Origin of the sequence: Hydrogenophaga sp. (genome assembly GCF_030651625.1) — a bacterium.
Classification (GTDB): domain Bacteria; phylum Pseudomonadota; class Gammaproteobacteria; order Burkholderiales; family Burkholderiaceae_C; genus Hydrogenophaga.
The window spans coordinates 164,076-187,349 of record NZ_JAUSCF010000017.1 but is presented as its reverse complement, the minus strand read 5'-3'; the positions used below and the strand labels follow the sequence as shown (position 1 = coordinate 187,349).

At 64.9% G+C, this 23,274-nt stretch carries 15 protein-coding genes; 4 read left to right on the top strand and 11 right to left on the bottom strand.

Annotated features, from left to right (window positions below; genetic code table 11):
* Window positions 1-103: 103 nt before the first annotated feature.
* Window positions 104-595 carry a copper chaperone PCu(A)C gene (locus Q7V46_RS06625; RefSeq protein ID WP_370690292.1) on the bottom strand — a complete coding sequence of 164 codons (492 nt, stop codon included), beginning with the start codon at window positions 593-595 and terminating at the stop codon, window positions 104-106.
* Between the two features lie 136 nt (window positions 596-731).
* Window positions 732-1,124, bottom strand: coding sequence for a DUF2946 family protein (locus Q7V46_RS06620; RefSeq protein ID WP_304912725.1), 393 nt, complete (start codon window positions 1,122-1,124; stop codon window positions 732-734).
* 101 nt (window positions 1,125-1,225) lie between these two features.
* On the opposite strand from Q7V46_RS06620, the gene Q7V46_RS06615 reads away from it, so the two are divergent.
* Both Q7V46_RS06615 and Q7V46_RS06610 read left to right on the top strand, forming a co-directional pair.
* Complete coding sequence (locus Q7V46_RS06615; RefSeq protein ID WP_304912724.1) at window positions 1,226-1,879, top strand: glutathione S-transferase; 654 nt, start codon at window positions 1,226-1,228, stop codon at window positions 1,877-1,879.
* A gap of 20 nt (window positions 1,880-1,899) precedes the next feature.
* Entirely contained in the window at window positions 1,900-4,308 is a 2,409-nt protein-coding gene (locus Q7V46_RS06610; protein WP_304912723.1) for an alpha/beta hydrolase fold domain-containing protein, read from the top strand.
* 150 nt (window positions 4,309-4,458) lie between these two features.
* On the opposite strand, the gene Q7V46_RS06605 is transcribed toward Q7V46_RS06610, so the two are convergent.
* Window positions 4,459-6,552 (bottom strand): TonB-dependent receptor, encoded by a 2,094-nt coding sequence (locus tag Q7V46_RS06605; protein WP_304912722.1) that lies wholly within the window; start codon window positions 6,550-6,552, stop codon window positions 4,459-4,461.
* 295 nt (window positions 6,553-6,847) lie between these two features.
* Window positions 6,848-8,980, bottom strand: a complete 2,133-nt coding sequence (locus Q7V46_RS06600; RefSeq protein ID WP_304912721.1) for a PQQ-dependent dehydrogenase, methanol/ethanol family — start codon at window positions 8,978-8,980, stop codon at window positions 6,848-6,850.
* Between the two features lie 256 nt (window positions 8,981-9,236).
* On the opposite strand from Q7V46_RS06600, the gene Q7V46_RS06595 reads away from it, so the two are divergent.
* Window positions 9,237-10,556: a helix-turn-helix domain-containing protein gene (locus Q7V46_RS06595; RefSeq protein ID WP_304912720.1), complete on the top strand. Its 1,320-nt coding sequence runs from the start codon at window positions 9,237-9,239 to the stop codon at window positions 10,554-10,556.
* Here Q7V46_RS06595 and Q7V46_RS06590 read toward each other — a convergent pair.
* The 6 genes from Q7V46_RS06590 to Q7V46_RS06565 form a co-directional block, all read right to left on the bottom strand.
* Window positions 10,532-11,302 (bottom strand): 1-acyl-sn-glycerol-3-phosphate acyltransferase, encoded by a 771-nt coding sequence (locus Q7V46_RS06590; protein ID WP_304912719.1) that lies wholly within the window; start codon window positions 11,300-11,302, stop codon window positions 10,532-10,534. The two genes, Q7V46_RS06595 and Q7V46_RS06590, sit on opposite strands and share 25 nt — an antisense overlap.
* Window positions 11,299-12,633, bottom strand: coding sequence for a dihydroorotase (locus tag Q7V46_RS06585; RefSeq protein ID WP_304912718.1), 1,335 nt, complete (start codon window positions 12,631-12,633; stop codon window positions 11,299-11,301). Before Q7V46_RS06585 ends, Q7V46_RS06590 begins: the two co-directional genes overlap by 4 nt.
* 226 nt (window positions 12,634-12,859) lie before the next feature.
* On the bottom strand, window positions 12,860-13,822 hold the full coding sequence (locus Q7V46_RS06580; protein WP_304912743.1) for an aspartate carbamoyltransferase catalytic subunit: 963 nt from the start codon (window positions 13,820-13,822) through the stop codon (window positions 12,860-12,862).
* Window positions 13,819-14,334: a bifunctional pyr operon transcriptional regulator/uracil phosphoribosyltransferase PyrR gene (gene pyrR / locus Q7V46_RS06575; RefSeq protein ID WP_304912717.1), complete on the bottom strand. Its 516-nt coding sequence runs from the start codon at window positions 14,332-14,334 to the stop codon at window positions 13,819-13,821. The genes Q7V46_RS06580 and pyrR overlap by 4 nt, the downstream gene beginning before the upstream one ends.
* The gene (ruvX, locus tag Q7V46_RS06570; protein ID WP_304912716.1) at window positions 14,331-14,735 is read right to left on the bottom strand and encodes a Holliday junction resolvase RuvX; all 405 of its coding nucleotides are present in this window, start codon (window positions 14,733-14,735) and stop codon (window positions 14,331-14,333) included. The genes pyrR and ruvX overlap by 4 nt, the downstream gene beginning before the upstream one ends.
* A 139-nt stretch (window positions 14,736-14,874) precedes the next feature.
* Window positions 14,875-15,465 carry a YqgE/AlgH family protein gene (locus Q7V46_RS06565; protein WP_304912715.1) on the bottom strand — a complete coding sequence of 197 codons (591 nt, stop codon included), beginning with the start codon at window positions 15,463-15,465 and terminating at the stop codon, window positions 14,875-14,877.
* Between the two features lie 54 nt (window positions 15,466-15,519).
* On the opposite strand from Q7V46_RS06565, the gene Q7V46_RS06560 reads away from it, so the two are divergent.
* Complete coding sequence (locus Q7V46_RS06560) at window positions 15,520-17,001, top strand: deoxyribodipyrimidine photo-lyase (protein ID WP_304912714.1); 1,482 nt, start codon at window positions 15,520-15,522, stop codon at window positions 16,999-17,001.
* Window positions 17,002-17,179: 178 nt separating this feature from the next.
* Here the strand turns inward: Q7V46_RS06560 and Q7V46_RS06555 are convergent, their stop codons facing one another.
* The gene (locus Q7V46_RS06555) at window positions 17,180-23,248 is read right to left on the bottom strand and encodes an Hpt domain-containing protein (protein ID WP_304912713.1); all 6,069 of its coding nucleotides are present in this window, start codon (window positions 23,246-23,248) and stop codon (window positions 17,180-17,182) included.
* Window positions 23,249-23,274: the final 26 nt, after the last annotated feature.

Here is a 23,274-nt window from a genome sequence, read left to right as displayed (position 1 = left end):
ATACCCCACGGCGTTGTGACCACCTGCCGGACCGGGTGCGCTCGGTCGCAGCCCCACACGCAGGGGCCAGTCTGGGGCCACGGCCTTTGAATGCGGCGTCAGGTCAGTGCTTGGGGCCTGGTCCATGGCCGCCGCCATGGCCATCGCCCTTGGCGGTCTTGGCGTTGAGCGCCCGCACGGGCGCCTTGACCTCCAGCGTTTCGCGCTGGCCATCCTTGCCTTCAAGCACCAGCAACAGGCTCACCACGTCGCCTTCTTTCACGGGACCCTTGAGGTCCATCAGCATCACGTGGTAGCCACCGGGCTTGAGTTCCACGGTCTTGCCGGCGGGGAGGTCCAGGGCGGGCATGGCGCGCATTCTCATGACGTCTTTTTCCATGGCCATTTCATGGATTTCCACCACTCCGGCGATGGACGAACTGGCTTCCACCACCTTGGTATCGGCCTTTGCGGTGAGCTGCATGAAGGCGCCAGTGGCCTTCTGTTGTGCCACGGTGGCACGCACCCAGGCGTCTTTGACGGTGACGGTGGCAGCGCCTTGCGCCCAGGCGTTGGCGGTGACCGCGAGCAGGGTCGCGATGAGCAATTTTTTCACAGGGTTCTCCTTGGGAGGTGGGGTGGAAGACAGACCGCCAGACACGGACGTCGATGAACGATGTCCTTGGGAATGGCTCTACGGGGGATACGTGGAAGATGCGCGCTCCACCGGAGCGCGCAGAACAGCACTGGCCTCAGACCAGTGGCGGTGCGCGCGGCTGTGCGGTGACTCGCCCGGCGCTGGGCGTGACCGAGCGGAAATGAGCCAGCGGTTGGTCGCCATGGAGGTCGATCCGCCCCAGCGAGGTGTGCGCCGGCGGGAGTCCAGCCGCACCCCCACCCAGCTTGCACCAGGGGCACTGACCTGATCCGTCGGCCAAGGGTCCGCCGGGAGCGCCACTGCCGTCGCCAGCATCAGGGTCGATCTGCACCCACAACATGCCGCTGGCGCTGCAAACCTGTACCCAGCCGGCTTCGCCCCGCGCATCGACCAGGCCCTGCGCCACAGCGGGCGCCAGCGCGCCCAGCAGCAAGGCCAGGGTGGCCAGCCAGGCGGCAAATCGGCGGGTGGTACGGGTCAAGGACATGACAACGGAGTTTATCAGCGGGTCGTCAACTGCGGGACGCCTCCCATCCGGTACGCCGCACTACCATTGCTACAGACCACAACCCCAACGGAGACAAAACCATGCTCAGACTCTGCGGCTTTTCAGCCAGCAACTACTACAACAAGGTCAAGCTCGCCCTGCTCGAAAAAGGCGTGCCGTTTGAAGAAGAACTGGCCTGGGTGGGCGAGACCGACAAAGCGGCCAGCCCGCTCGGCAAGGTACCCTACCTCAAGACCGACGCCGGCCCGCTATCGGAATCCACCGTGATCCTCGAATACGTCGAGGAAGCATTCCCGCAGAACCCGCTGATGCCGGCGGACGCCTTTGCAGCGGCCAAGGTGCGCGAGCTGGTGCGTTACCTCGAACTGCACCTCGAACTGGTGGCACGCAACCTGTATCCCGAAGCCTTTTTTGGCGGCAAGGTGAGCGATACGGCCAAGGAAAAGGTCGGGGAGCAGCTGGAAAAGAACATCGCTGCGTTCGCCAGACTGGCCAGATTCTCGCCCTTCATGGCTGGCGACACCTTTACCCTGGCCGACTGCGCCGCGGCCGTTCACCTGCCACTGGTGGCCAGCGCCACCAAGATCATCTATGGCCGCGACTATCTGGCCGACCTGCCGGTGCGCGACTACCTGAAGCTGCTGGCTGAGCGGCCCACGGTGCAGAAGGTGAACGCCGACCGCAAGACCAACACCGAACTGATGCTGCAGCGGGCCCGCACCGCCAAGAGCTGAAGCGGCAGGACCCATTTTTCGTGAAGTCCCTGGCACCTGATACGCCCATCGAACATCCGAAGGGCTGGGTCGAGGCATGCACGGCGGGCTTGCTGCGCACCACCCTGCGCACCTTGCTCAAGCCGGTGTTATCGCCGCGCTGGTCCATCCCGTTTCAGCGGCGCTGGCTGGAAGGCCTGTCACGCATAGCCCTGGTGCCGCGCTCGGTGCGCATCACACCGGGCGAAGTGGCCGGTGTGCGCGGCGAATGGTTGTGCCACGGCGACGCCCCACCGGCCAGAGCCGGACATGTGCTGTACCTCCATGGTGGTGCCTACTGCGTGGGCAGCGCCGCCACCCACCGGGCGCTCACGGCTCGCCTGGCACAGACCACCGGCCTGCCCGTGTTTGCGGCGAACTACCGGCTGGCACCAGAACATCCGTTTCCCGCCGCGCTCGACGACACGCTGGCGGTGTACCGCGCGCTGCGCGAGCGCGGGCCGGTGGTCGTGGGCGGCGATTCGGCGGGCGGCGGCTTGAGCTTGTCGCTGGCGCTGGCGCTGCGCGAAGCGGGTGAAGCCCTGCCCGAACTGCTGTTGCTGCTCTCGCCCCTGGCCGACATGCAGCCCGACCACATGCCGAAAGAACCACCAGGCGAAGCGATGTTGAGCGCGGCCTGGGCCGAGGCCTGCGTGGGGCACTACCTGGGCGATCCATCTGGCACATCCGATGCCCGGCTCTGGACGACATCGGCATTGAAAGCCGACCTGAGTGGCCTGCCGCCCACGCTGATCCAGGCCGGCACGGACGAAATGCTGCACGACCAGGCGCTGGACCTGCACGCTGCGCTGACGGCGGCCGGCGTGCTCAGCCACTGCGAGATCACGCCCGGGCGCTGGCATGTGTTCCAGCTGCACGGTGGTGCGCTGCGCAGTGCGGACGAAGCCATTGAGCGTTTGGGCAAGTTCACAAGGGAAACGCTGGACGCAGCCGCTGCGCCAAGCCACAGCGAGCACGAAGTGGTGATCATGGGTGGCGGCATGTCGGGCGTGTGCATGGGCATCCAGTTGCAGCGCGCCGGTCTGCGCGACTTCGTCATTCTGGAAAAGCAGCCCGGCATGGGCGGCACCTGGTGGGACAACACCTACCCTGGCGCCCATGTGGACGTGCCCTCCCCGGTGTATTCGTTCTCCTTTGCACCCAACCCCGACTGGAGCCGGCGCTTCGCTTCGGCGCCGGAAATCCAGGCCTATGTGCAGCGCCTGGCGGCCAGGCACCACCTGGGCGCCCGTACGCGCCTGGGCACCCAGCTCACCGAGGCGCGCTTTGACGACAGCACAGGCCACTGGCATTTCCGCACCGAGCGCGGCGACACGCTGCGCTCGCGTTTCTTTGTGTGCAGCACCGGCCCGCTGAACCAGCCTCGCTGGCCCGACATTCCCGGGCTGGAGCAGTTTGCCGGTCAACGGCTGCACTCAGCGCGCTGGGACCACAGCGTGTCGCTGGCGGGCCAGCGGGTGGCGGTGATCGGCACCGGCTCCACCGCTTCGCAGCTGGTGGGGCCCCTCGCGCAACATGCCGCGCATCTGACCGTGTTCCAGCGCACGGCCAACTGGGTACTGCCCCGTCTGGACCGCCCGTACAACGCCCTGGACCACCTGCTCGCCCGCTTCCCACCCTACGCCGCAGCCGTGCGCTGGGGCTGGACGCAGGTGCTGGAATGGGGCCGCCGGGGTTTTGATGAAGGCACCGTGGCGCGCAAAGGCATGCTGCGCACAGCGCGCGCGCATCTGGAGCGCCAGGTGCCGGATGCGCATCTGCGTCATCAGCTCGTACCCCCCTACCCACTGGGCTGCAAGCGCATCATCTATTCCAACGACTTCTATCCCGCACTGGGTCAGGCCAATGTAGCGCTGGTCACCGCCGGCATCGAGCGTGTCACGCCCCGAGGCATCCGCACCACCGACGGTGTGGAGCACGCCATTGACCTGCTGGTGTGCGCCACCGGATTCGACACGGTGCGCCTGCTGTCCTCCGTCAAGGTCACCGGACTGGGTGGGCGCACGCTGCGCGAAGCATGGGCACAGGGCCCGGAGGCTTACCACGGCGTGACCGTGGCGGGCTTTCCCAACATGTTCCTCATGCTCGGCCCCAACACCGGCACGGGCCACACCTCGACCCTGCTGTTCATCGAACCCGAGGTGCAGCACGCCATCGCCTGCATGCAGCGGGTAAAAAAGGAGGACAAGCGCTGGATCGAGGTGCGCGCCGACGTGATGGCCGCGCACAACCAGCAACTGCAAAAGCGGCTGAATGGCTCGGTGTGGACCCAGTGCCGCAGCTGGTACCGCATGGAAGGCGGACGTGTGGTGGCGCTGTTTCCTGGATTCACGGCGGAGTACGTGCGCGCGGTGCGGCAGCCCGCCGCGCAGGACTACACCTTGAGCTGAACCGCCAACCACTTCAACGCAAGCCGCCACGCACGAGGTGTCTTGAGGTCCAGAGACACCGCGGAACCGCCCTTCGACAAGCTCAGGACGGGCCGCTGGTGTCGCCCCCCTTGAGGGGGGTGGCGCCGAAGGCGACGCAGGGGGTGCTCTCTACCTCACAAGCTCCAGCCCGACAAAGATCGAACGGCCAGCACCCGGCTCATAGAACCTGCCGTTGCCCTCGTTCACGATGACCGATCCGACGTGTCGGCGGTCGGTGATGTTGTCGATGCGAACAAACTCGCGCCAGGTCAAGGCGCCGCGCTTCTGTTCGAAGCGCATGCCCAGGTTGAACAAGGTGCTGGCGCCCGCGAATTCGGTGTTGCGGTCGTTCACCGCCATGCGGCCGGTGTGCCGTGCATCCAGCGTGACCGTGCTGCCGGCCCAGCCGGTGTCCCACTGCACCTGCACCGCCGCCTGGTGCCTGGAGAGGCCGGGCAGCAGATTGCCTGCCGCGACCGGCACGGTCGGTACCAGGCACGGGGTGCCCGCGCAAGCCAGGAAGCCGTCGCGGTAGCGCGCGTCCAGCCATGTGTAGGCCGGGCTGATCACCAGCGGTCCCCAGGCGAGGTCGGCCGCCAGTTCCAGGCCATGGCGGCGGGTGCGCCCGGCGTTCTGGAACGTGGATCGACCGCCGCTGTTGCTCAGCACCACGATCTCGTCTTCGGTGCGGGTGTCGAACAGTGTGGCGCTCCAGGCACCCCAGCCATGGCGACCACGCAACCCGGCCTCGGCGCTGCGGCTGGTGGAGGCAGAAAGGTTCTGGTTCAGCCCCGTCAAACCCGAGGGCCGGTAGGCCACCTCGTTGAGCGTGGGTGTTTCCAGCCCACGGCCGAAGCTGGCGAAAGCTTGCACTTCGCTGGAGAGCGCGTGACGAACGCCGAGTACCGGACTGGTGCCACTGAAGCGCGCGGTGCCGCTGTCGTCCGGGTTGCCGGGGCGGATGTAGCGGTCGCTGGACTCGAAGCGCACCCTCGAGTGCCTGAGACCAGCGGTCAGCGTCCAGTCGGGCGTGGCCCACTCGGCCTGGGCATAGGGGTCGAGCGAGCTGGCGCGGTTGGTTTCGTCCCGGCGCAAGCGCCCTTGCACCCCCAGGGTGCTGCCGACAAAATTTTCAAAGCCCAGCCGCACTTCGCTCTGCCGGTCGCCCGCCAGCCCGGCCGTGACCGTGAGCGTTGCGTCGCCGTACGAGCGGTCCAGGCGCCAGCGCGCGTTCCACCCGCCGTAGTCGCGGTCCAGGTCGATCACGCCACCGGCGCTGCCGGGAGGTGTTTGCGCACCGGCAGGAATCGCCTGGAACTGGCGCACCGCGCGCTGGCCGGCGTAGCCCATCAGCTCCAGCCGGTGACCACCGCCCATTGCCTGCTCCCAGGCCAGGCCCAACTGGCTTTGCGACACGCTCTTGCGGGTGTTGAAATCGGTGGCCACGGCGTTGGTCTGCTGCGGGTCGGCATCGAACTCGGCCCGCGTCAGACCCAGCGGGTCGAGCGCCTGGCTGGTCTGGCGGTTGAACACCAGCACGGTGCGCCCACCCTCATGGGCACGGCTGAGCTTGAGATTGCCGGTGCTGCGCGACGCGGCCGACTGGGGGCGTGTACCGTCGGTCTCGAAGGTGCTGCCGTCCAGCGTGTACGACCAGCCGCGCTCACCGACCGCACCGGTCTGCCCGGTCAGCTGGCTGGAAAAACGCCACAGCCCGTCCGATCCACCTGCAACGCCCGTGCGCCACTCTCCGGGCCGTTTGCCGTCCTGCGTGTACAGGGCGATCACGCCGCCGGCCGACGCACCATAGAGCGCGGAATACGGCCCGCGCACGATCTCGATGCGGTCGGCACTGCCGATGGGAAAGTTGGCCGCCTGGCCTTGCCCGTCGGGCGTGCTGGCGGGAATGCCGTCCACGAACAGGCGTACACCCCGCACTCCGAAAGGCGCACGCGCGCCGAAGCCACGCACCGAAATCTGCAGGTCCTGGGCGTAGTTCTGGCGGTTGCGCACCACCAGACCGGGCACCCGGCCCAGACCTTCGGACAGGTTGATCTGCAACTGACCAGCACGCAGTTCCTCGCCATCGATCACATCGACCGACCCAGGTGAACGCCAGCGCTGCTCAAAACTGCCCTGGCCTGTGATGACCACCGGTGCGAGTGCGCCAGCAGTGTCACCGGTTGCGGTGACGGGCTGGGCCTGCAGGACGGTGGCGCTCACACACAGGCCAAAACCGAGCCAGACATGCCACTTGAAGGAAACCGGGCCAGCCGTCGAACAGCCCCAAGGCAGGCCCGGCACCCCTGGGGGGCAGCGACCCACGAAGCGGTGGAGCATGGGGGTACCGATCCGGCGCAGGGCCGCCCCAAGGCGGATCAGCCCCACCGGGGGAGAGCGCCCCGCGAAGCGGAGGAGCGTGGGGGCGATCCGACCGCCGCGCAGGGCCGCCCCAAGCAAGGTCAGCCCCCCCGGGGGGCAGCGACCCGCGAAGCGGTGGAGCGTGGGGGCGAAAGCTTCACTTCTTCGGCCGAATGGCATCGGCTGTGCCTTGAATAAATGCCTTGATTTTCTGAACGTCATCGGTGCTGAGTTTTCCGGTGAAGTCGGGCATGCCACGGGCTGTGGCCGGGCCCTTGTAGACGAACTTGTCGAGGTTCTCAATGAAAGACGCGTCCATATAGCCCAGGTTGGGAATGTTGCCGCCACGGTCCACACCCGGCACGCCATGACAGAACACACAGTTGCTCACGTACAGCGCGGTGCCAGCCGGCACATGCGCCGGATCGTACTTGACGCCTTCGACCAGTTTGCCCAACTGGTAAGCGACATGCGCGGGTGGCTCGGCTTTACCCCCCACCGCGAAGGTGTACACCGTGCCCGGCCCCATGCGGTCGGTGGCTCGCTGGGCCAGCCCATAAACCCCGCCCCAGCCCACGGCAATCGACACGTACTGCTTGCCATCCACCAGGTAGGTGGAGGGTGCGGCGATCACACCGGTGCCGGTGGGAGCCTCCCACAGCTGCTCGCCGGTGGCGGCGTTGTAGGCAATGAACCGACCGTCCGCCGTGCCCTGGAACACCAGGTTGCCGGCGGTGGTGAGTGTGCCGCCGTTCCAGGGCGAAATCTGCTCCTTGGTCCAGGCGGCCTGTTGCTTCACCGGGTCCCAGGCCACCAGACGGCCAAACGGCTTGCTGGTGGGTGGTTCCACATTGGCAAAGCTGGCAGTGTTCCAGCCCATGTTGGAATGCGGCTCGCCCGGGCGGTCGGCGTTGAACTTCCAGTCCTTGTTGTCCATGAGGGTGAGCGGCACGCCCTGCACCGGCATGTAGACCAGCCCGGTTTGCGGGTTGAATGACATCGAATGCCAGTTGCGCGCTCCGAATGCGCTCGGGATGATCTCGCGTGGCCGGTCGGCGGTGCGCGCGATCGCGGTTTCGATGGGACGTCCGTTCTGGTCGTAGCCGGTGGCCCAGTTCACATCGACGAAATTCTTGGCTGAGATGAACTGGCCGTTGGTGCGGTCGATCACGAAGAAGAAGCCGTTCTTCGGCGCGTGCAGAATCACCTTGCGCGGCTTGCCGTCCAGCGTCAGGTCGGCCAGAATCATTGGCTGCGTGGAGGTGTAGTCCCAACTGTCGCCGGGTGTCTGCTGGTAATGCCAGACATACTTGCCCGTGTCCGGGTTGAGCGCGACGATGGAAGCGAGGTAGAGGTTGTCGCCGCCGGCCGGGCTGCGCTTGCTTTGCGCCCAGGGCGATCCGTTGCCGGTGCCGATGTACATCAGGTTCAGCTCGGGGTCAAACGCCATGGCGTCCCATGCGGTGCCACCGCCGCCGGCTTCCCACCACTTGCCCGCAGGGTCCCAGGTCTTTGCGGCGCGCTCCATCGACTCGTCTTCGAAGGGTTTGCTCGGGTCGCCCGGCACGGTGAACCAGCGCCATTTCTGGGCGCCTGTCTTCGCGTCATAAGCCGTGATGTAGCCGCGCACGCCGTACTCGGCGCCGCCGTTGCCGATGATCACGTTGCCCTTGAACACGCGCGGCGCGCCGGTGATGGTGTAGCTGAACTTGCGGTCGATGATGGTGTCCTTATCCCACGCCACCTTGCCGCTGGCTGCGTCCAGCGCGATCAGGCGACCGTCGTACGAAGCCACGAAGACCTTACCTTCATGCAGCGCCACGCCGCGGTTGACCACGTCGCAGCAGCCTTTGTAGCCGGCTTCGCGCGGCACCTTCGGATCAAACGTCCAGATGCGCTTGCCGGTGCGCACATCAACCGCGTGCACGATGCTCCACGATGCGGTGACGTACATGATGCCGTCGACCACCAGCGGCGTGGCCTCCACGCCCCGCTTCGATTCAAGGTTGTAGGACCACACCAGGCCCAGATCCTTCACGTTGGCGGTGCTGATCTGGTTCAATTTCGAGTGGCGCGTTTCCGCGTAGTCGAGCCCATAGCTGGGCCAGTCGGGGGTCTGTGCAGCGTTGCTCTGCATGAAGGCCGCATTGACCTTCCCGACGGCGGCCTTGATGTGGGCCGGTGTGCCTTTCGCAGGCGTCTGCGCCCAGGCGGAAGCGCTGAACGCCACGGCGGCGAGCAGGCCCAAGGCCAGGCGGCACCGGGTGGTGACGGGGTGGATCGGTTTCATCGTGTCTCCTGATGCAGCCCGCTGCCGGCAGGCCTGTTGTGGGGTTGCCGACCCGCCCTGCCTTGTGCTGGGGGCTTCATAAGTCGGCTTACAGATGTTGGCTGCGCACGCCGGGAAATTCACCTTCGGGATTTCCCTGAAGCGAATGTGTTCCGACATGGAACACTCCCCTTTCTGGGGATGCGCCGTCAAGGGCTTACCCGCATGCGGCTTCCCTGTGCACCCACTGATACTTGCCCAGGTGAAGGAGCCCGTCATGCCGCCGCCAGCCAGCCCAAGCAGCCACACCACCCACCAGCCTTTTTTTCAGACGCCCGACCAGCGCACCGCGCTGGCTCGGCAACGCTTTTTCGAAGAAGGGATTCGCCCTTCGGGTCTGGTGGGGGAGCCGGTGCTGCAATCGTGGCTGCGCTGCTGTTCGGCCCATCTGCGCCCGTTCGATTCGGTGAGCTTCGAACCGGTGAGCCGGAGCCGCGCCCACGCCAGCCTGAACCGCAACCGCCAGTTGCTGCAAGCCGGCAACACCGAGCTGGGCCACATGGAAGCCGCCCTGGGCGGCACCGACTGCCGCGTGCTGCTGACCGACGCCCAGGGCGTGATCATCCACGCCACCGACCTGCCTCAGAACCCCGGCCAACCCCTGCTGCGCGCCGCCGCGCGCGTGGGTGTGAACATCGCCGAAAGCCACATCGGCACCAGTGCCCCCGGCATCGTGGTGCGCACCGGCGAAGCCTGCAGCGTGGCCGGCGGCGAGCACTTTCACCAGAGCCTGAAAGGGCTGTACTGCGCTGCTGCGCCGATCCACGACATCCATGGCCAGCTCGCGGGCGTGCTCGACGTGTCGGTGGAGGGCGGGCGGTTTCCGTTCGATGCGGCAGCGGTGGTGGGCACCTACGCCACCACCATCGAAAACCGCCTGCTGCAGTTGCAGTCCACCGAGCACCTGCTGCTGCATTTCCAGGCCAGCCCGACGTTTCTGGACACGCCGCTGGAGGCGCTGGCGGGTGTCAGCCCTTGCGGGCGGGTACTCTGGCTCAATGGTGCGGGCCGGCGGCTCACGGGTTGCCACATGGAGGGCCGACCCACGGTGGACAGCGTGTTCGGGACCCCCATCGAGCGCCTGATGGACCTGCACCGGCAGAAGCGGATGCAGACCCTGCGGCTGCCCAATGGGCTGGGCGTGTGGGTCAAGGGACGCATGTGTGGTGACGATGGGGCGGACTTCAACCACGCGGTGGCTGTGGAGGGTGCACCGGCGGGAGCAACCAGCCACCCTCATGACCACGCCAGCCCACCACCCATGACGCTGGCCGAAGCGCCTTCCATCGCCGCCGTTGCAGAGCCGGCCCGCACCGACCGCGCCCCTTCATCCAGCAAGCGCCCCACCCTGGTGGACCACAGCCAACGACTGATCGAGGTCACACTGGCCGAGTGCGGCGGAAACATCGCCAAGGCAGCCAGGGCCTTGGGGGTGTCGCGCGGCATGCTGTATCGCCGCCTGCAAAAACCCGCGGCGCAGGGGGTTGCTGCAGACACCACCCCTGCCGAAGTTCAGTCCCGCGACGCTGCGGACTGATCCATCGGCGAAAGATCCAGCAGGCGCTGCACCTCACTGCGCACGTCTTCTGCCCAGGTGCGGCGGTCACGCCCCTGAAACGTCTGCGCCTCGCCGTAACGCACCACCGCTCGCAGGTGACTGGCGCGCAAAGTGGTCCAGATCGATGCAATCAGTGTGGTGTCGCCCACATACACCGGTGCGTCGTGCGGTGCACCGTTGCGGCTGTCGACAAAGCGCAGTGCCACGGGCAGCACCGGCACATTGGCCGAGATGGCCGATTGCAACAGGTTGGCGTGGAACGGCAGCAGCGAGCTGCCATCGCTGGTGGTGCCTTCGGGGAACACGCTCAGGATGTCTCCCTCGCGCAGACTGTCGGTCATGCGGTGCACCACACGCATGGCATCCCGGCGGTTTTCGCGCTCGATGTAGAGCGTGCCCGCAGCGGTGACGAGGGTACCCAGCAAGGGCCAGTGCTTGGCGTCGGCCTTGGACACAAAGCGGCTGGGTTGGGCGGCGTTCATGACCAGGATGTCCAGCCAGGACACGTGATTGGCCAGTTGCAGCAAAGGGCCGCGTTCGGGCGGCTCGCCATGCACCACCAGTTCCACGTTGAGGATGCGCAGCATCTGTCGCGTCCACTCGCGCAGCAGCAACCGGGTCTGCGCAGGCGTGAGGCGAGGGAACTCGGTGCGGATGATCCATAGAGCGCGAAGCACGTGCCATGAGGCCCGCAGCGCGCGCCAGAATGCGCGCAGGGTGGTCACGCGGACACGACCCCGTTCTCGACTGACCAGTGTGCCACCTGCCCACCCACCAGCGTGGCGCGCACGCTCACAGGCAGTTCGTGGCCACCGAAAGGTGTGTGCTTGCCCTGGCTGCGCAACACTGGGGCTTCCACGGCCCAGGGTTGGTTCGGATCGAACACACACACGTCCGCCACGCCCCCCACCGCCAGTTTGCCCACGCTGGCTTGCAAGGTGCCCAGGCTTGCGCCCAGCACCGCCTGCGGCCCCTGCGTGAGCACGGTGAGCGCCTGCATCAGTCCCAGGCCGTCCTGCTGTGCCCATTTGCATGCCAGGCCCAGCAGCAGTTCCACTGCAGTGGCACCGGGTTCGGCTTCGGCAAACGGCAGCGTCTTGGCGTCACTGTCCACCGGGTTGTGGTCAGACACCAATGCATCGATACTGCCATCGGCCAGCCCTGCTCGCAACGCATCGCGGTCGCGTTGCTGGCGCACGGGCGGCTGCAGCCGCAAGCGGCTGTCGTAATAGCCAATGTCCACATCGGTAAGCAGCAGGTTGTGCACACTCACATCGCAGGTCACGGGCAGGCCTTCGGCCTTGGCCTGACGCACCAGCGCCAACCCCGCCGCACTGCTGATGCGGCACAGGTGCACCCGCGCACCGGTGCCGGCCTTGCCTTGCACCGCGCGCATCAGCTCAAACAATGTGTGCAGGGCAATGGTCTCTGCGGCCACCGGCACGCCGGCCAGGCCCAGACGCGTCGCCAGTGGTCCGCTCGCGGCCACGCCCTTGCCCAGCCAGGCGTCCTGCGGCCGAAGCCAGACCGTGTACCCGAACGTGGCGGCGTACTGCAGCGCGCGCTGCAGCACCTGCGTGTTCAGGATCGGCACCTCGGCCTGGCCAAAACCAATGCAGCCGGACTCGGTCAGTTCAGCCATCTCGGTCAGTACTTCGCCCTTGAGACCGCGGGTGAGCGCACCCAGCGGAAACACACGCGCCAGGTGCAGCTTTTCGGCGCGGAACTTGAGCATGTCCACCAAGCCGGGTTCATCCAGCACGGGATCGGTGTCGGGAGGGCAAACCAGCGAGGTCACACCACCGGCCACCGCTGCGGCCATTTCGCTCTCCAGCATGGCGGCGTGTTCCTGACCGGGTTCTCGCAGGCGCACAGCCAAGTCGACGAGACCCGGAGCAACCACACAGCCCGTGGCGTCGATGGTGCGGTTGGCGTGGAAATCCGCACCCACGTTGCCGATGGCGATGATACGGCCAGCCGCGATCGCCACATCGGTCATCTCGTCGCGCCCGGTGGCCGGGTCCATGACGCGGCCGTTTTGAATCAGGATCTTCATAGGTGGTTCTTTCGCTCAGCGATCGGTCGGCCGCAGTGGTGGAGCGTGGAGGCATCCAGGCCGCAGCGCAGGGCCGCCCCAAGCAAAGCCAGCCCCCTGGGGGGGCAGCGACCCGCGCAGCGGCGGAGCGTGGGGGCAACCCGGCCGCAGCGCAGGGCCGCCCCAAGCAAGGCCAGCCCCCTCGGGGGGCAGCGACCCGCGCAGCGGTGGAGCGTGGGGGCAACGTTCATGCCTCGTTCCCCGCGACGATGCCCATCACCGCCATGCGCACCGCGATGCCAAAAGTCACCTGCGGCAGGATCACGCTCTGCGGGCCGTCCACCACAGCCGAATCGATTTCCACCCCGCGGTTGATGGGCCCCGGGTGCATCACGATGGCGTCGGGCCTGGCCCAGCGCAAGCGGTCGGGCGTGAGACCAAAGCTCTTGAAATACTCCTGGCTCGATGGCAGCAACGCACCGCTCATGCGCTCGTTCTGCAGCCGCAGCGTGATCACCACGTCGCAGTCCTTGATGCCTTCCTCGAGCGTGTGGCACACACGCACGCCCATCTGCGAGAGATCGCTGGGCACCAGCGTGCGCGGGCCGACCACGCGCACGTCGGGGCAACCCAGCGTGGTCAGGGCGTGGATGTCCGATCGCGCGACGCGCGAATGCACGACGTCGCCCACGATGGCCACCGACAGTTTCGTGAAATCCTGCTTGTAGTGGCGGATCGTGTACATGTCGAGCAGCCCTTGCGTGGGGTGCGCGTGGCGCCCGTCGCCGGCATTGATCACGTGCACGTGCGGTGCCACATGCTGCGCGATGAGGTAGGGCGCGCCCGATTCGCTGTGGCGCACGACGAAGATGTCGGCCGCCATGGCGCTGAGGTTGGAGATGGTGTCGAGCAGCGATTCGCCCTTGGCGGTGGAGCTTCGTGCGATGTCGAGGTTGATCACGTCGGCGCTGAGGCGCGTGGCCGCGATCTCGAAGGTGGTTCGGGTGCGGGTGCTGTTCTCGAAAAACAGGTTGAAGACGCTCTTGCCACGCAGCAGCGGCACCTTTTTCACCTCGCGACTGCTCACGCTCACGAAGTTGCCAGCGGTATCGAGGATCTGGGTGAGGATGTCGCGTGAGAGGCCTTCGGTGGAAAGCAGGTGAATGAGTTCACCGTTTTTGTTGAGCTGGGGATTGCGTGCCACGTTCAGACCTTCTTGCTTTCCACTACAAAACTCAGTTGCCCATGGTCGTCCTTGGCAAGTTCAAGCAGCTGGTCGTCGGGCAGCGTCAGCGTGGCCACACACACGTTCGCTTCGATCGGCAGTTCCCTGCCGCCTCGATCCACCAGCACCGCCAGTTTGACACTGGCGGGGCGCCCGTAGTCGTACAGCTCATTGATCACGGCGCGCAGGGTACGGCCGGTATAGAGCACATCGTCGATCAGCAGCACATGGGCACCATTGACCTCGAAAGGCAGCGAGGTCTGCGCGCTGTTGGTCAGGCCTCGCTGGGAATAATCGTCCCGGTGCATGGCAGAAGAAATCACGCCCGCCGCGCCAGGCAGTCCCAGGTCTCTTTGCAAGCGTTCGGCCAGCCATGCACCACCCGAGGTGATGCCCACCAGCACCAGCGGCACGGGCGAGTCGGCCAGAAATTGTTGTACCGCGCTGCGCAGCCCGTTGTACAGGGCCTCGGCGTCGAGTGACGGCGGCTGGGTCAAGGCAGACTCCTCAAAAACTGTTCCAGGATGATGCAGGCCGAAGCGGCGTCGGCATCTTTCGCGCCCAGGCTGTGGGCTTCAGTGGTGGAATAGCGCTCGTCCACCTCATACACCGGCAAGCCATGGCGCCCGCGCAACTGGCGCGCAAACTTCAAAGCGCGAGCGGTGTTTTCGTGCGCCGCGCCATCCGGGTGGTAAGGCACCCCCACCACCAGGGCGTCCGGCTGCCACTCGTTCAGGCGCTGGGCGATCTGCACGAAACGCGATTCACCCTCGGCCGCGATCGTTCCCTGAGGAGTGGCTGTGCCGGTCAACCGGTTGCCGGTGGCCACGCCCGTGCGTTTCAGACCGTAGTCAAACGCCAGGAACGTCTGGTGGGACGGTGAGATGTCCGTCAACATCCGCTGTTCGCCCCGCCAAAGACACGATGCCCCGCCAATTCGCACACTCCGCGAAACCGGCTTCGCCGGGCCGCAGGTGTGGCCCCCCTCCCGCCGAAGGCGAGAGAGGGGGGTGACGCGAAGCGGCGCGGGGGGTGCTTCATCCATGCCCCGCGTCGGGCGAAAGCATCCAGGGCTGCAAGCCCAGCAGGCCCATGGCCCTTTCGTAGCGTTCGGCCACGGGTGCATCGAAGATCAGGTTGGGGTCAGCCTCCACCGTGAGCCAGCTGTTTTCCGTGATTTCAGATTCCAGCTGACCCTGGCCCCATGACGCATAACCCAGGGTCACGAACACCCTGCGCGGACCAGCGCCAGAGGAAATCGCTTCCAGCACGTCTTTGGACGTGGTCATTTCCAGCCCGCCAGGAATGGACAGGGTGGACGCATAAACAGACTCACCCTCGCCGCCTTCGACCGCGTCGTGCAGAACGAACCCACGTTCGGTCTGCACCGGTCCGCCTTGAAACACAGGCTGGTCGGACAGGTCTTCACGGCCCAGCGAGAGGTCGATCTTTTCAAAAAGGCGGGGCAACAGGATGTCGCTGGGTTTGTTGATGACCAGGCCCAATGCACCCTTTTCACTGTGCTCACACAGAAACACCACACTGCGACCGAATAGCTCGTCGCTCAAGGCGGGCATCGCAATCAGGAAATGATTGGTCAGGTTGGTGGGGGCAGAATCAGCAAACATCGCGGGATTTTAAGCCGCGCCATTTTTTCGGCCGCAAGCAGCCCGGACGCCCCCATGAACACCTACGACAAAGGCCTGATGTGGTTCCGCCGCGACCTGCGTGCAGATGACAACGCGGCCCTGCACCATGCGCTCAAAGCCTGCAAGCAGGTCTGGTGTGTGTTCGTCTTCGACACGGACATCCTGGACGGGCTGAATCGGGTCGACCGCCGCGTGGAATTCATCCGCGAATCACTGGTTGAGCTCGACGAGCAATTGCGCAGGATGGCCGAGCTGAACGGCGTGCCGGGCGCGGGGTTGATCGTGCGCCATGCTCGGGCACAGACCGAGATCCCTGCATTGGCGCAGGAACTGCAGGTTCAGGCTGTCTTCGCCAATCACGACGACGAGCCCGCCGCACTGGCGCGCGACGCCCAGGTGTTCGGCAACCTCGCGCATGCGGGCATCCTTTTGCACAGCCACAAGGACCATGTGATCTTCGAGCGTCGCGAGGTGCTCACGCAGGCCGGACATGCATTCGGGGTGTTCACTCCCTACAAGAACGCCTGGCTCAAACAGCTCACCCCGTTTCATTTGAAATCCTATCCCGTGGAGAAATACGGGACTTCGCTGGCGCCTCTTTCTGCCGACCTGGCGTCGGGAGTGCCGAGCTTGCCAGACATCGGATTCGAAGCAAGCAATTTGTCTCAACTGCCCATGCCCACCGGCAGCAGCGGCGCGCATCAGCTGTTCGAAGACTTCGTGCAGCGCATCGACTGGTATGAGGATGCCCGCAACTTTCCCGCCGTGAAGGGGCCCAGCTACCTCAGTGTGCACTTGCGCTTCGGCACCATCTCGATCCGCCGGGTGGCTTCGGTGGCGTATCAGATGCATCTGCAGGGCATGGCAGGTGCGAGCACATGGCTGTCTGAGCTGATCTGGCGTGATTTCTACCACCAGGTGCTGGCCAATCACTCCCATGTGGTGGACCGTGCGTTCAAGCCCGAGTACGACCACATCAAGTTTGAACACGGCAAACACGCCAAGGTCCTGTTTGCGGCGTGGTGCGAGGGGCGGACCGGTTACCCACTGGTGGACGCGGCCATGGCCCAGATCAACCAGACGGGCTACATGCACAACCGCCTGCGCATGGTGGTCGCCAGTTTCCTGGTGAAAGACCTGGGGATCGATTGGCGCTGGGGGGAGCGCTATTTCGCCGAGCACCTGATCGACTTCGACCTTGCTGCCAACAACGGTGGCTGGCAATGGGCCAGTTCCAGCGGGTGTGATGCGCAGCCCTATTTCCGCATCTTCAACCCTGTCACTCAAAGCGAGAAGTTCGATCCTGGCGGCAAGTTCATCCGGCGCTATCTGCCTCAGCTCGCCGGCCTGCCTGACGCGGCTGTTCACGCTCCCTGGAAGGCCAACGAGATCGAGAAAGCAGCGGCGGGCCTTGTGCTGGGTGAGAACTACCCATTGCCCATCGTGGACCACGCAGAAGCAAGGGAAGCCACGTTAAGGCGCTACGCCGTGGTCAAGAACCCGAAAAAGATCTGAAGTTTGCCCCGCAGGCATTGCCCCCTTGAGGGGAACGCGCGAAGCCGCTGCGGGGATGTACCAAACCCTCTCCGGCGCGAAGTGTCTCAGTCCAGAGATACCGTGGAACCGGCTTTACCGGGCCACTGGTATCGCCCCCTTGAGGGGGTCACGCGAAGCGTGGCTGGGATGAGCCCCGTCAAACCTGCTCCGCGGCAATCTGGGCGTAGTGGCCGATGAGGGCCAGCAGCTCGTCTTCCGCGTAAGGCTTGCCGAGGTAATGGTCCACACCCAACTCCCGGGCATGCTCGCGATGCTTTTCTGCAATGCGCGAGGTGATCATGATCACTGGCAGACCGGCCAAGCGGGCGTCGCCCCGAATGTTGCGCACCAGATCGAATCCGTCCATGCGCGGCATTTCAATGTCCGAGAGCACCACAGTCGGCCGCTCCTGCTGCAAACGCTCCAGCGCCTGCAGGCCATCCGCCGCCAAAGACACCCGGTAGCCCTCGCGCTGCAGCAAGCGCTGCGTGACGCGACGCACGGTGATCGAATCGTCCACCACCAGAATCAGGGGCACCGCATTCATGGCCAGATCGGCGGCAGAAGCGGTTTCTCCCTGAGCAAGCTGGGGGGTGTGCACCTGCGCCGCCACCCATTCATGAACCTGCGCACCATACACGGTTGCCAAAGCCACCGGGTTGTAAATCAACGCCACAGCGCCCGATGCCAGGATCGACATGCCCGCCAGACCGGGCAGTCGCGACAACTGCGACCCCAGGTTCTTCACCACCACTTCCTGGTTGCCCAGGACCGCATCCACATGCATGGCGACGCGCTGGGCTGCGCTTCGGAAAATCACCACAGGCAAGGTGCGTGCGCTTTCAACCGATCGCGGCGAAGACTGCAGCAGGGCGCCGGCCCAGTAGAAGGGGATGTCCTCGGCACCCGCGTGCAGGGTTCCCGTCTCGTACGCCTTGGACAGCTCGTCGGCGCTGACGCGGCGCACCAGTTCCACGATGTTGGACGGCACTCCGAACGTGAGTGCCCCAGCTCGAACCATTACCACCTGCGTCACAGCGGTGGTGAGCGGCAACACGAGTTTGAAGCTGGCTCCCTGACCCCGCTCACTGCTGGTTTCAATCCGGCCACCCAGCGCCACCACGTCGGCACGCACCACGTCCATGCCGATGCCCCGCCCGGCCAGTTCGGAAACTTCTTGCGCCGTGCTCAGACCGGCCTCGAACACCAACTGTGCGGCCTCGGCATCAGACACATTGACACCGGGTTGAACAAGCCCTTGAGCCAGGGCCTTTTCCCGCAAGCGGTCCAGATCCAGGCCTGCTCCGTCGTCGCTGAAGACCACCGATACGTCGTTGAGTTCCTGCGCCAGGCGAATCTCGATTCGACCTTCGGCCGGTTTGCCTGCGGCAGCGCGTTCGTCAGGCGACTCAATGCCATGCACGACGCTGTTGCGCAGCAGGTGTTCAAAGGCAGCCGTCATCCGGTCCAGCACGCCCCGGTCCATTTCAATGTTGCCGCCTGTGATGTCGAGGCGCACTTGCTTGTGGGTCTCTTTCGAAGCCTGACGCACCACACGGTACAGCCGCTCGGAGATACCTTCAAATTCCACCATGCGCGTGCGCAACAGGTCGCTTTGAAGCTCCCGTGTCTGGCGCGCCTGAGCGACGAGTCCGTCTTCGGTGGCTTCCACTGCGCGCTGCAAATTGCGCTGCACGGTGGCCACGTCGTTGACCGACTCGGCCATCATGCGGGTGAGTTCCTGCACACGTGTGAAGCGGTCAAACTCCAGCGGATCGAAAGACTGGTCGGCATCGCGAGCCTGTGCCAACCTCGACTGCATCTGGGTTTCGGCCTGAAGCTCAATGTCGCGAAGCTGCATGCGCAGGCGATCCAGGTTGCCTGTGAGGTCCTTCAGCGAACCTCGCAGGGTCACCAGTTCCGACTCCATGCGCGAACGCGTGATGATGACCTCACCCGCCTGGTTGACCAGCCGGTCCAGCAGCTCCGGGCGCACGCGCACGGCAGCACCGGCACGGGCCTGGGCCAGCACGGGAATGCGGGGCAGCGTGAGGCTGGAAAGGCTCTCTGCAACCGGACTTGCGGGCGGCACCTCTTGGCGGTTGTCTTCAACGAGGGCATCTTCAGGAGCCACCAGCGCAATGTCGGCTGGCACGGCGATTTCAGCCAGTGGCTTGAGATCTTCAGAAGGATGCTCGGCATGCCGCAACACGTCGAAGCGGGCCGTGATGGCATCGAATGCCGCTTCCAGGGGTTCAAGGTCCGCACCGCGTTTCACGTCCGAACCCATGCGCTCGGCATCTGTTTCCATGCGGTGGGCCATCTCGCCCAAACGCAAGGCCCCCGCCAAGCGGGCACTGCCTTTGAGGGTGTGAAGATTGCGCAGCACCTCTGCACGGGCGCTGTTGTTGTCCGGACGAGCGACCCACTGGCGCAACGCACCACCCAGCTGGGGCAACAGCTCCAGCGCCTCTTCCGTGAAGATGGGAAACAGGTCGGCGTCGATGGTGTCCAGCACGTCGATGTCGTCATCGATGTCCTGAACAGCGGCGTGCCCGGGTCTGTCCTCGTGGAAGTGTATGGGCTCGAACTCGGTCACCATCAGCGAAGGCGCAGAGACTTCTTCGTCCGACGGTGTGGTCGGGGCTTCAGGCACCTCAACCACGGCTTCTGGCCACGGCTCGTGCACCACACGGTACAGCGCTTCCAGCAAGTCCGCATTCGGCTCCTTGACGAAACCGGCAGCAAACTGGTGAAGCAGTCGTCGAATGTCTTCCGAGGCATCCACAAACAGCTGTGCGTGCTCGGCGGAGGCCTGCTGACCCCCCTCCTGATGCTGACTCACTGTGTTGAGCGCATGCTCCAGCGCACGGGCAATGCGGGAAAGCGACTCAAACCCAACCGTGGCCGAACTACCAGCCAAGGAGTGCGCAAGCGACTCTGCCTCAACGTTCAGAGGCTCGTGGCGCTCAAGCGCCCATTCACCGAGGCTGTTCACCAGCCGGCGAGACCACTCGTCTGCTTCGTTCAGGTAGACGTTGTAGAGCTTGATGCCAATGCGGAGATTCCCGATGACCTTGGTCTGGTCATCAGGGACTTCATCCATGGGTTCGTCGAAGTGCACAGCAACGTCATGCGCCCCGCCGGCATCTTCAGACACCTCGACCGCATGAAGCTGTGGAATTCCGTTGCCCAGCGGCGCTGCCCCTTCGGCCTTCAGATCGGCATCGGATTCAGCGGCAGGCTCTGCGCCGGCATGGAATTCAATGACTTCGGCTGGCGTCTCGCTGACGGCTTCGGCTGGTACTCCGGTGTCTTCACTGGCAGGTGTTTCGGGCTCTGCAAAGGAAGACAGGCGGGAGAGGCTGGCCATGTCGATGTCGCTGAACATCGGTTGCGAAGCGACTTCACCCCGCACCTCAACGAACACGGGGTCACTGGCCAAACCGAGATCGCTCCCAAAAGTCGAGGTATCGACAAAATCCGAATGTCCCTGCAGAGAGGGAATGCTGTCTTGAGAAACCTCTGTCGTTCCAGCGTCCAGCTCCAGGCCCTCGTCAAACTGTGACTCGGTCGGAGCGCCCAGATCGCTGCCTTCAGCCCCGAGCTGCTCAGCAGCTTCGTGGTCGGGCTGCGAATCCATGGCGGCCCCATCGTGGGCGACTTCATGCGCGACTGGTGCCGATTCCAGTGCCAACGGATCTGCTTCAGGTGCTTCTGCGATCGCAACCGCTTCCAGCTCAGGCTGCTGTATTTCTGGCAGGACCAGAGGGCGGTACACAGCGTCGTTGCGCCATGATTCGGCGCTGTCCCTGAACGGCTGGGCACTCCATGGCACGTCCGTGCGCGCTTCAATGTCCTGGACCCACCGCGAAAAACCACCCAAGGCCTCGCCAGCCAGACGGAGCATTTCCGGCCTGGACACACCCTGTTCGGCCAATGCCGCATTGAGCATCTGCTCCATGGCCCATGCCGCGTCACCAAATTCGGTGAGGCCGACCATGCGTGAACTGCCTTTGAGTGTGTGAAAAGCGCGTCTCAGGGTGGTCAGGTGTTCAAGATCGGAAGGCTGCGCCTGCAACTGGTTCACGGCCGCCAGACCGTTGTGCACCACTTCGCGCGCCTCTTCCAGGAAAATGTCGAGCAGGTCGTCATCTTCGCCAGAGGCGTCATTGATCGGCATTGGCTCGCTGGGCGTCTGAGCCGAAGCGACGGACAGATCGACCAGGGCTTGTGCGCCCGCCTTGGGATCGTCGTGAATGACCGCTTGCGCGGCCTCGCGAGCGGCACGCGCCACTTCAGGCTGTTCGGCCAATGATGCCTGCGAGGCCAGGGTATCGAGCTGTTCGCTCAGATCCGCGAGGCTGATCCCGTCTTGCACCCCTTCCACCACGCGCTGCACGCCTGCGTCGATGGCCTGGGCGTCGTCCTTGGCCGGCTGCTCGGGCACCCTCTCGGCCAGGGTTCGGCCCATCAGTGGCAACAGCTCGCCTTTTTCTTCATCGAATACGAACAGCTTCTTGGCCAGCGCAGGCTGGTAGTTGAGCATGTCCACCAGAAAACTCAACGCGCTGAGGTTGTTGCCCAGTTGCTGGAAGGTTCCAGCCTCGCGAGCCATGGCTTCATCAACTTCGGTATCGAGGATCTGATCAACAACCGTGCGCATGCGCGCAACGGTCTGAACCGCCTGGTCGAGACCAAGCACCGAAAGCACACCCCGCATTTGCCCGAGCTGCGAAACTGCCACATGCAGGCCTGCCTTCTCAACAGGCGCGCGGAAGAACTGATCGAGCGATTTTTCAACTTCGGTCAGCGACGCCTTCAGCTCGCCCACCACACTGCCCATGGTCTGGCGGTCGCTCACACGGCGATAGAGCTGCTCCATCCAGGTATCCAGCGGCTGGGCCGGCTCACCTGCAAGCACGCTTTCAAGCCGCACAGCCAGTGCCTGGGTGCGCTCGGTGAGCTCATGGGCATTGGGATCAAAGTCTTCGAATGCCGCCTCCAGGTACAGCGTGGTCGTGGCCACCTCCATGGCGAGCTCGGGCCGCACGCCGCGGCTCTCCCGTGTGGCGTGCTCAGCGGCCTTGACGAGGGCCTGTGCCAGCACGGTACTGGCAGGGTGCAGCTTCAGAAGCGAGTCGGCCACCAGACCGAACTGGTCCACCACCTGCCTCGATCGGCTGGCGTCACCGCCTGAGAAGAGCGACCAGGCTTCCTTGGCTGTATGTATGCGTTTGCGCGCCTGGGCCAGCACGGCAGGGTCGTAGCGACCCAAGGTAGCCTGGTGGTAGTTGACCGGTCGTTCGTCGACAAGACCGAAGGCCTGTTTCACTGCATGCAGGTGAGGCGCCTGCTCCGCAGCCCCGTGCTCAGATTGGGCACACAGGAACAGGAGGTCGTGCAGCAGGGTTTCCGAAACCTGCGACTTGCCTTGTACAAACGATGCAAACTGAAGCAGGATGCGCGACGTTGCTCGTTTGGCGTACAGATCAGGCGGCAGGAGCTTGTGTCCCAAGGCCTCGAAGTAACCCGCGACCACACGCCAGAAGGTTTGTTCGCGCGCCTCTGAAGCACCTGCGGACAGCGACGCACTCAGCTTGGCCAGTTGCAGCGCTGCCGCCGGGCTCTGCGTCTTGACGACCAGCAAAACCAGCCGGTCGAACATGGAGCGCAGCGTGGCGTTGCATTGTTGTGGTTTGGCGTCCTGGGGTGGCTGAACATGCGTGCCCCGATGCTCGAAATTCCAGAGATCGGCGGGGTGCACTCTTTCGGCACCCGCCAACTCCTGCACTTCACGGTACTGCGGAAACAACGCGACGGCATGGACCACCTTGTTGTTCAATACCGCTTCCAGGTATTCGATCAGCGCGAAACTGGCTCGCTCGATTTTGTCGGCCGCCTCATGGGTGCAGGTCTGCGGGCGCTGTACAAATTTCTGGACCGCCGCCTCCATGGCCCGCAACACCTGTGCAGGAGCCACCAGGCCCACCATCTCAAGCGCGCCGACCGCCTGGTGGAGCTGCTGGCGAGCCAATCGCAGGGAGCCTGGATCGACCGCCTCCAGATCGTCGTACCGAGACTGTTCGGTCTCCCGAACGAAGCGCCGGATCGCCTTGTTTGCACCATCGAAGGACTTGCGAAGCTCTTCAAAAACCCATGCCAGCGGACCGAGGTCGGCGAGCGGTGCGTCCGTCTGCGAACTGTCGGCGAGCTTGTCTAGCATGTTGGTATCGTTGTGTTCGAGGGCTC

What these genes read in the sequence shown, in the direction of transcription:
- ruvX (WP_304912716.1), bottom strand. Translation starts at nt 14,735, where the DNA reads ATGTTGACGGACATCTCACCGTCCCACCAGACGTTCCTGGCGTTTGAC.
- Q7V46_RS06595 (WP_304912720.1), top strand. Translation starts at nt 9,237, where the DNA reads ATGCCGCCGCCAGCCAGCCCAAGCAGCCACACCACCCACCAGCCTTTT.
- Q7V46_RS06620 (WP_304912725.1), bottom strand. Translation starts at nt 1,124, where the DNA reads ATGTCCTTGACCCGTACCACCCGCCGATTTGCCGCCTGGCTGGCCACC.
- Q7V46_RS06555 (WP_304912713.1), bottom strand. Translation starts at nt 23,248, where the DNA reads ATGCTAGACAAGCTCGCCGACAGTTCGCAGACGGACGCACCGCTCGCC.
- Q7V46_RS06615 (WP_304912724.1), top strand. Translation starts at nt 1,226, where the DNA reads ATGCTCAGACTCTGCGGCTTTTCAGCCAGCAACTACTACAACAAGGTC.
- Q7V46_RS06560 (WP_304912714.1), top strand. Translation starts at nt 15,520, where the DNA reads ATGAACACCTACGACAAAGGCCTGATGTGGTTCCGCCGCGACCTGCGT.
- Q7V46_RS06600 (WP_304912721.1), bottom strand. Translation starts at nt 8,980, where the DNA reads ATGAAACCGATCCACCCCGTCACCACCCGGTGCCGCCTGGCCTTGGGC.
- Q7V46_RS06565 (WP_304912715.1), bottom strand. Translation starts at nt 15,465, where the DNA reads ATGTTTGCTGATTCTGCCCCCACCAACCTGACCAATCATTTCCTGATT.
- Q7V46_RS06585 (WP_304912718.1), bottom strand. Translation starts at nt 12,633, where the DNA reads ATGAAGATCCTGATTCAAAACGGCCGCGTCATGGACCCGGCCACCGGG.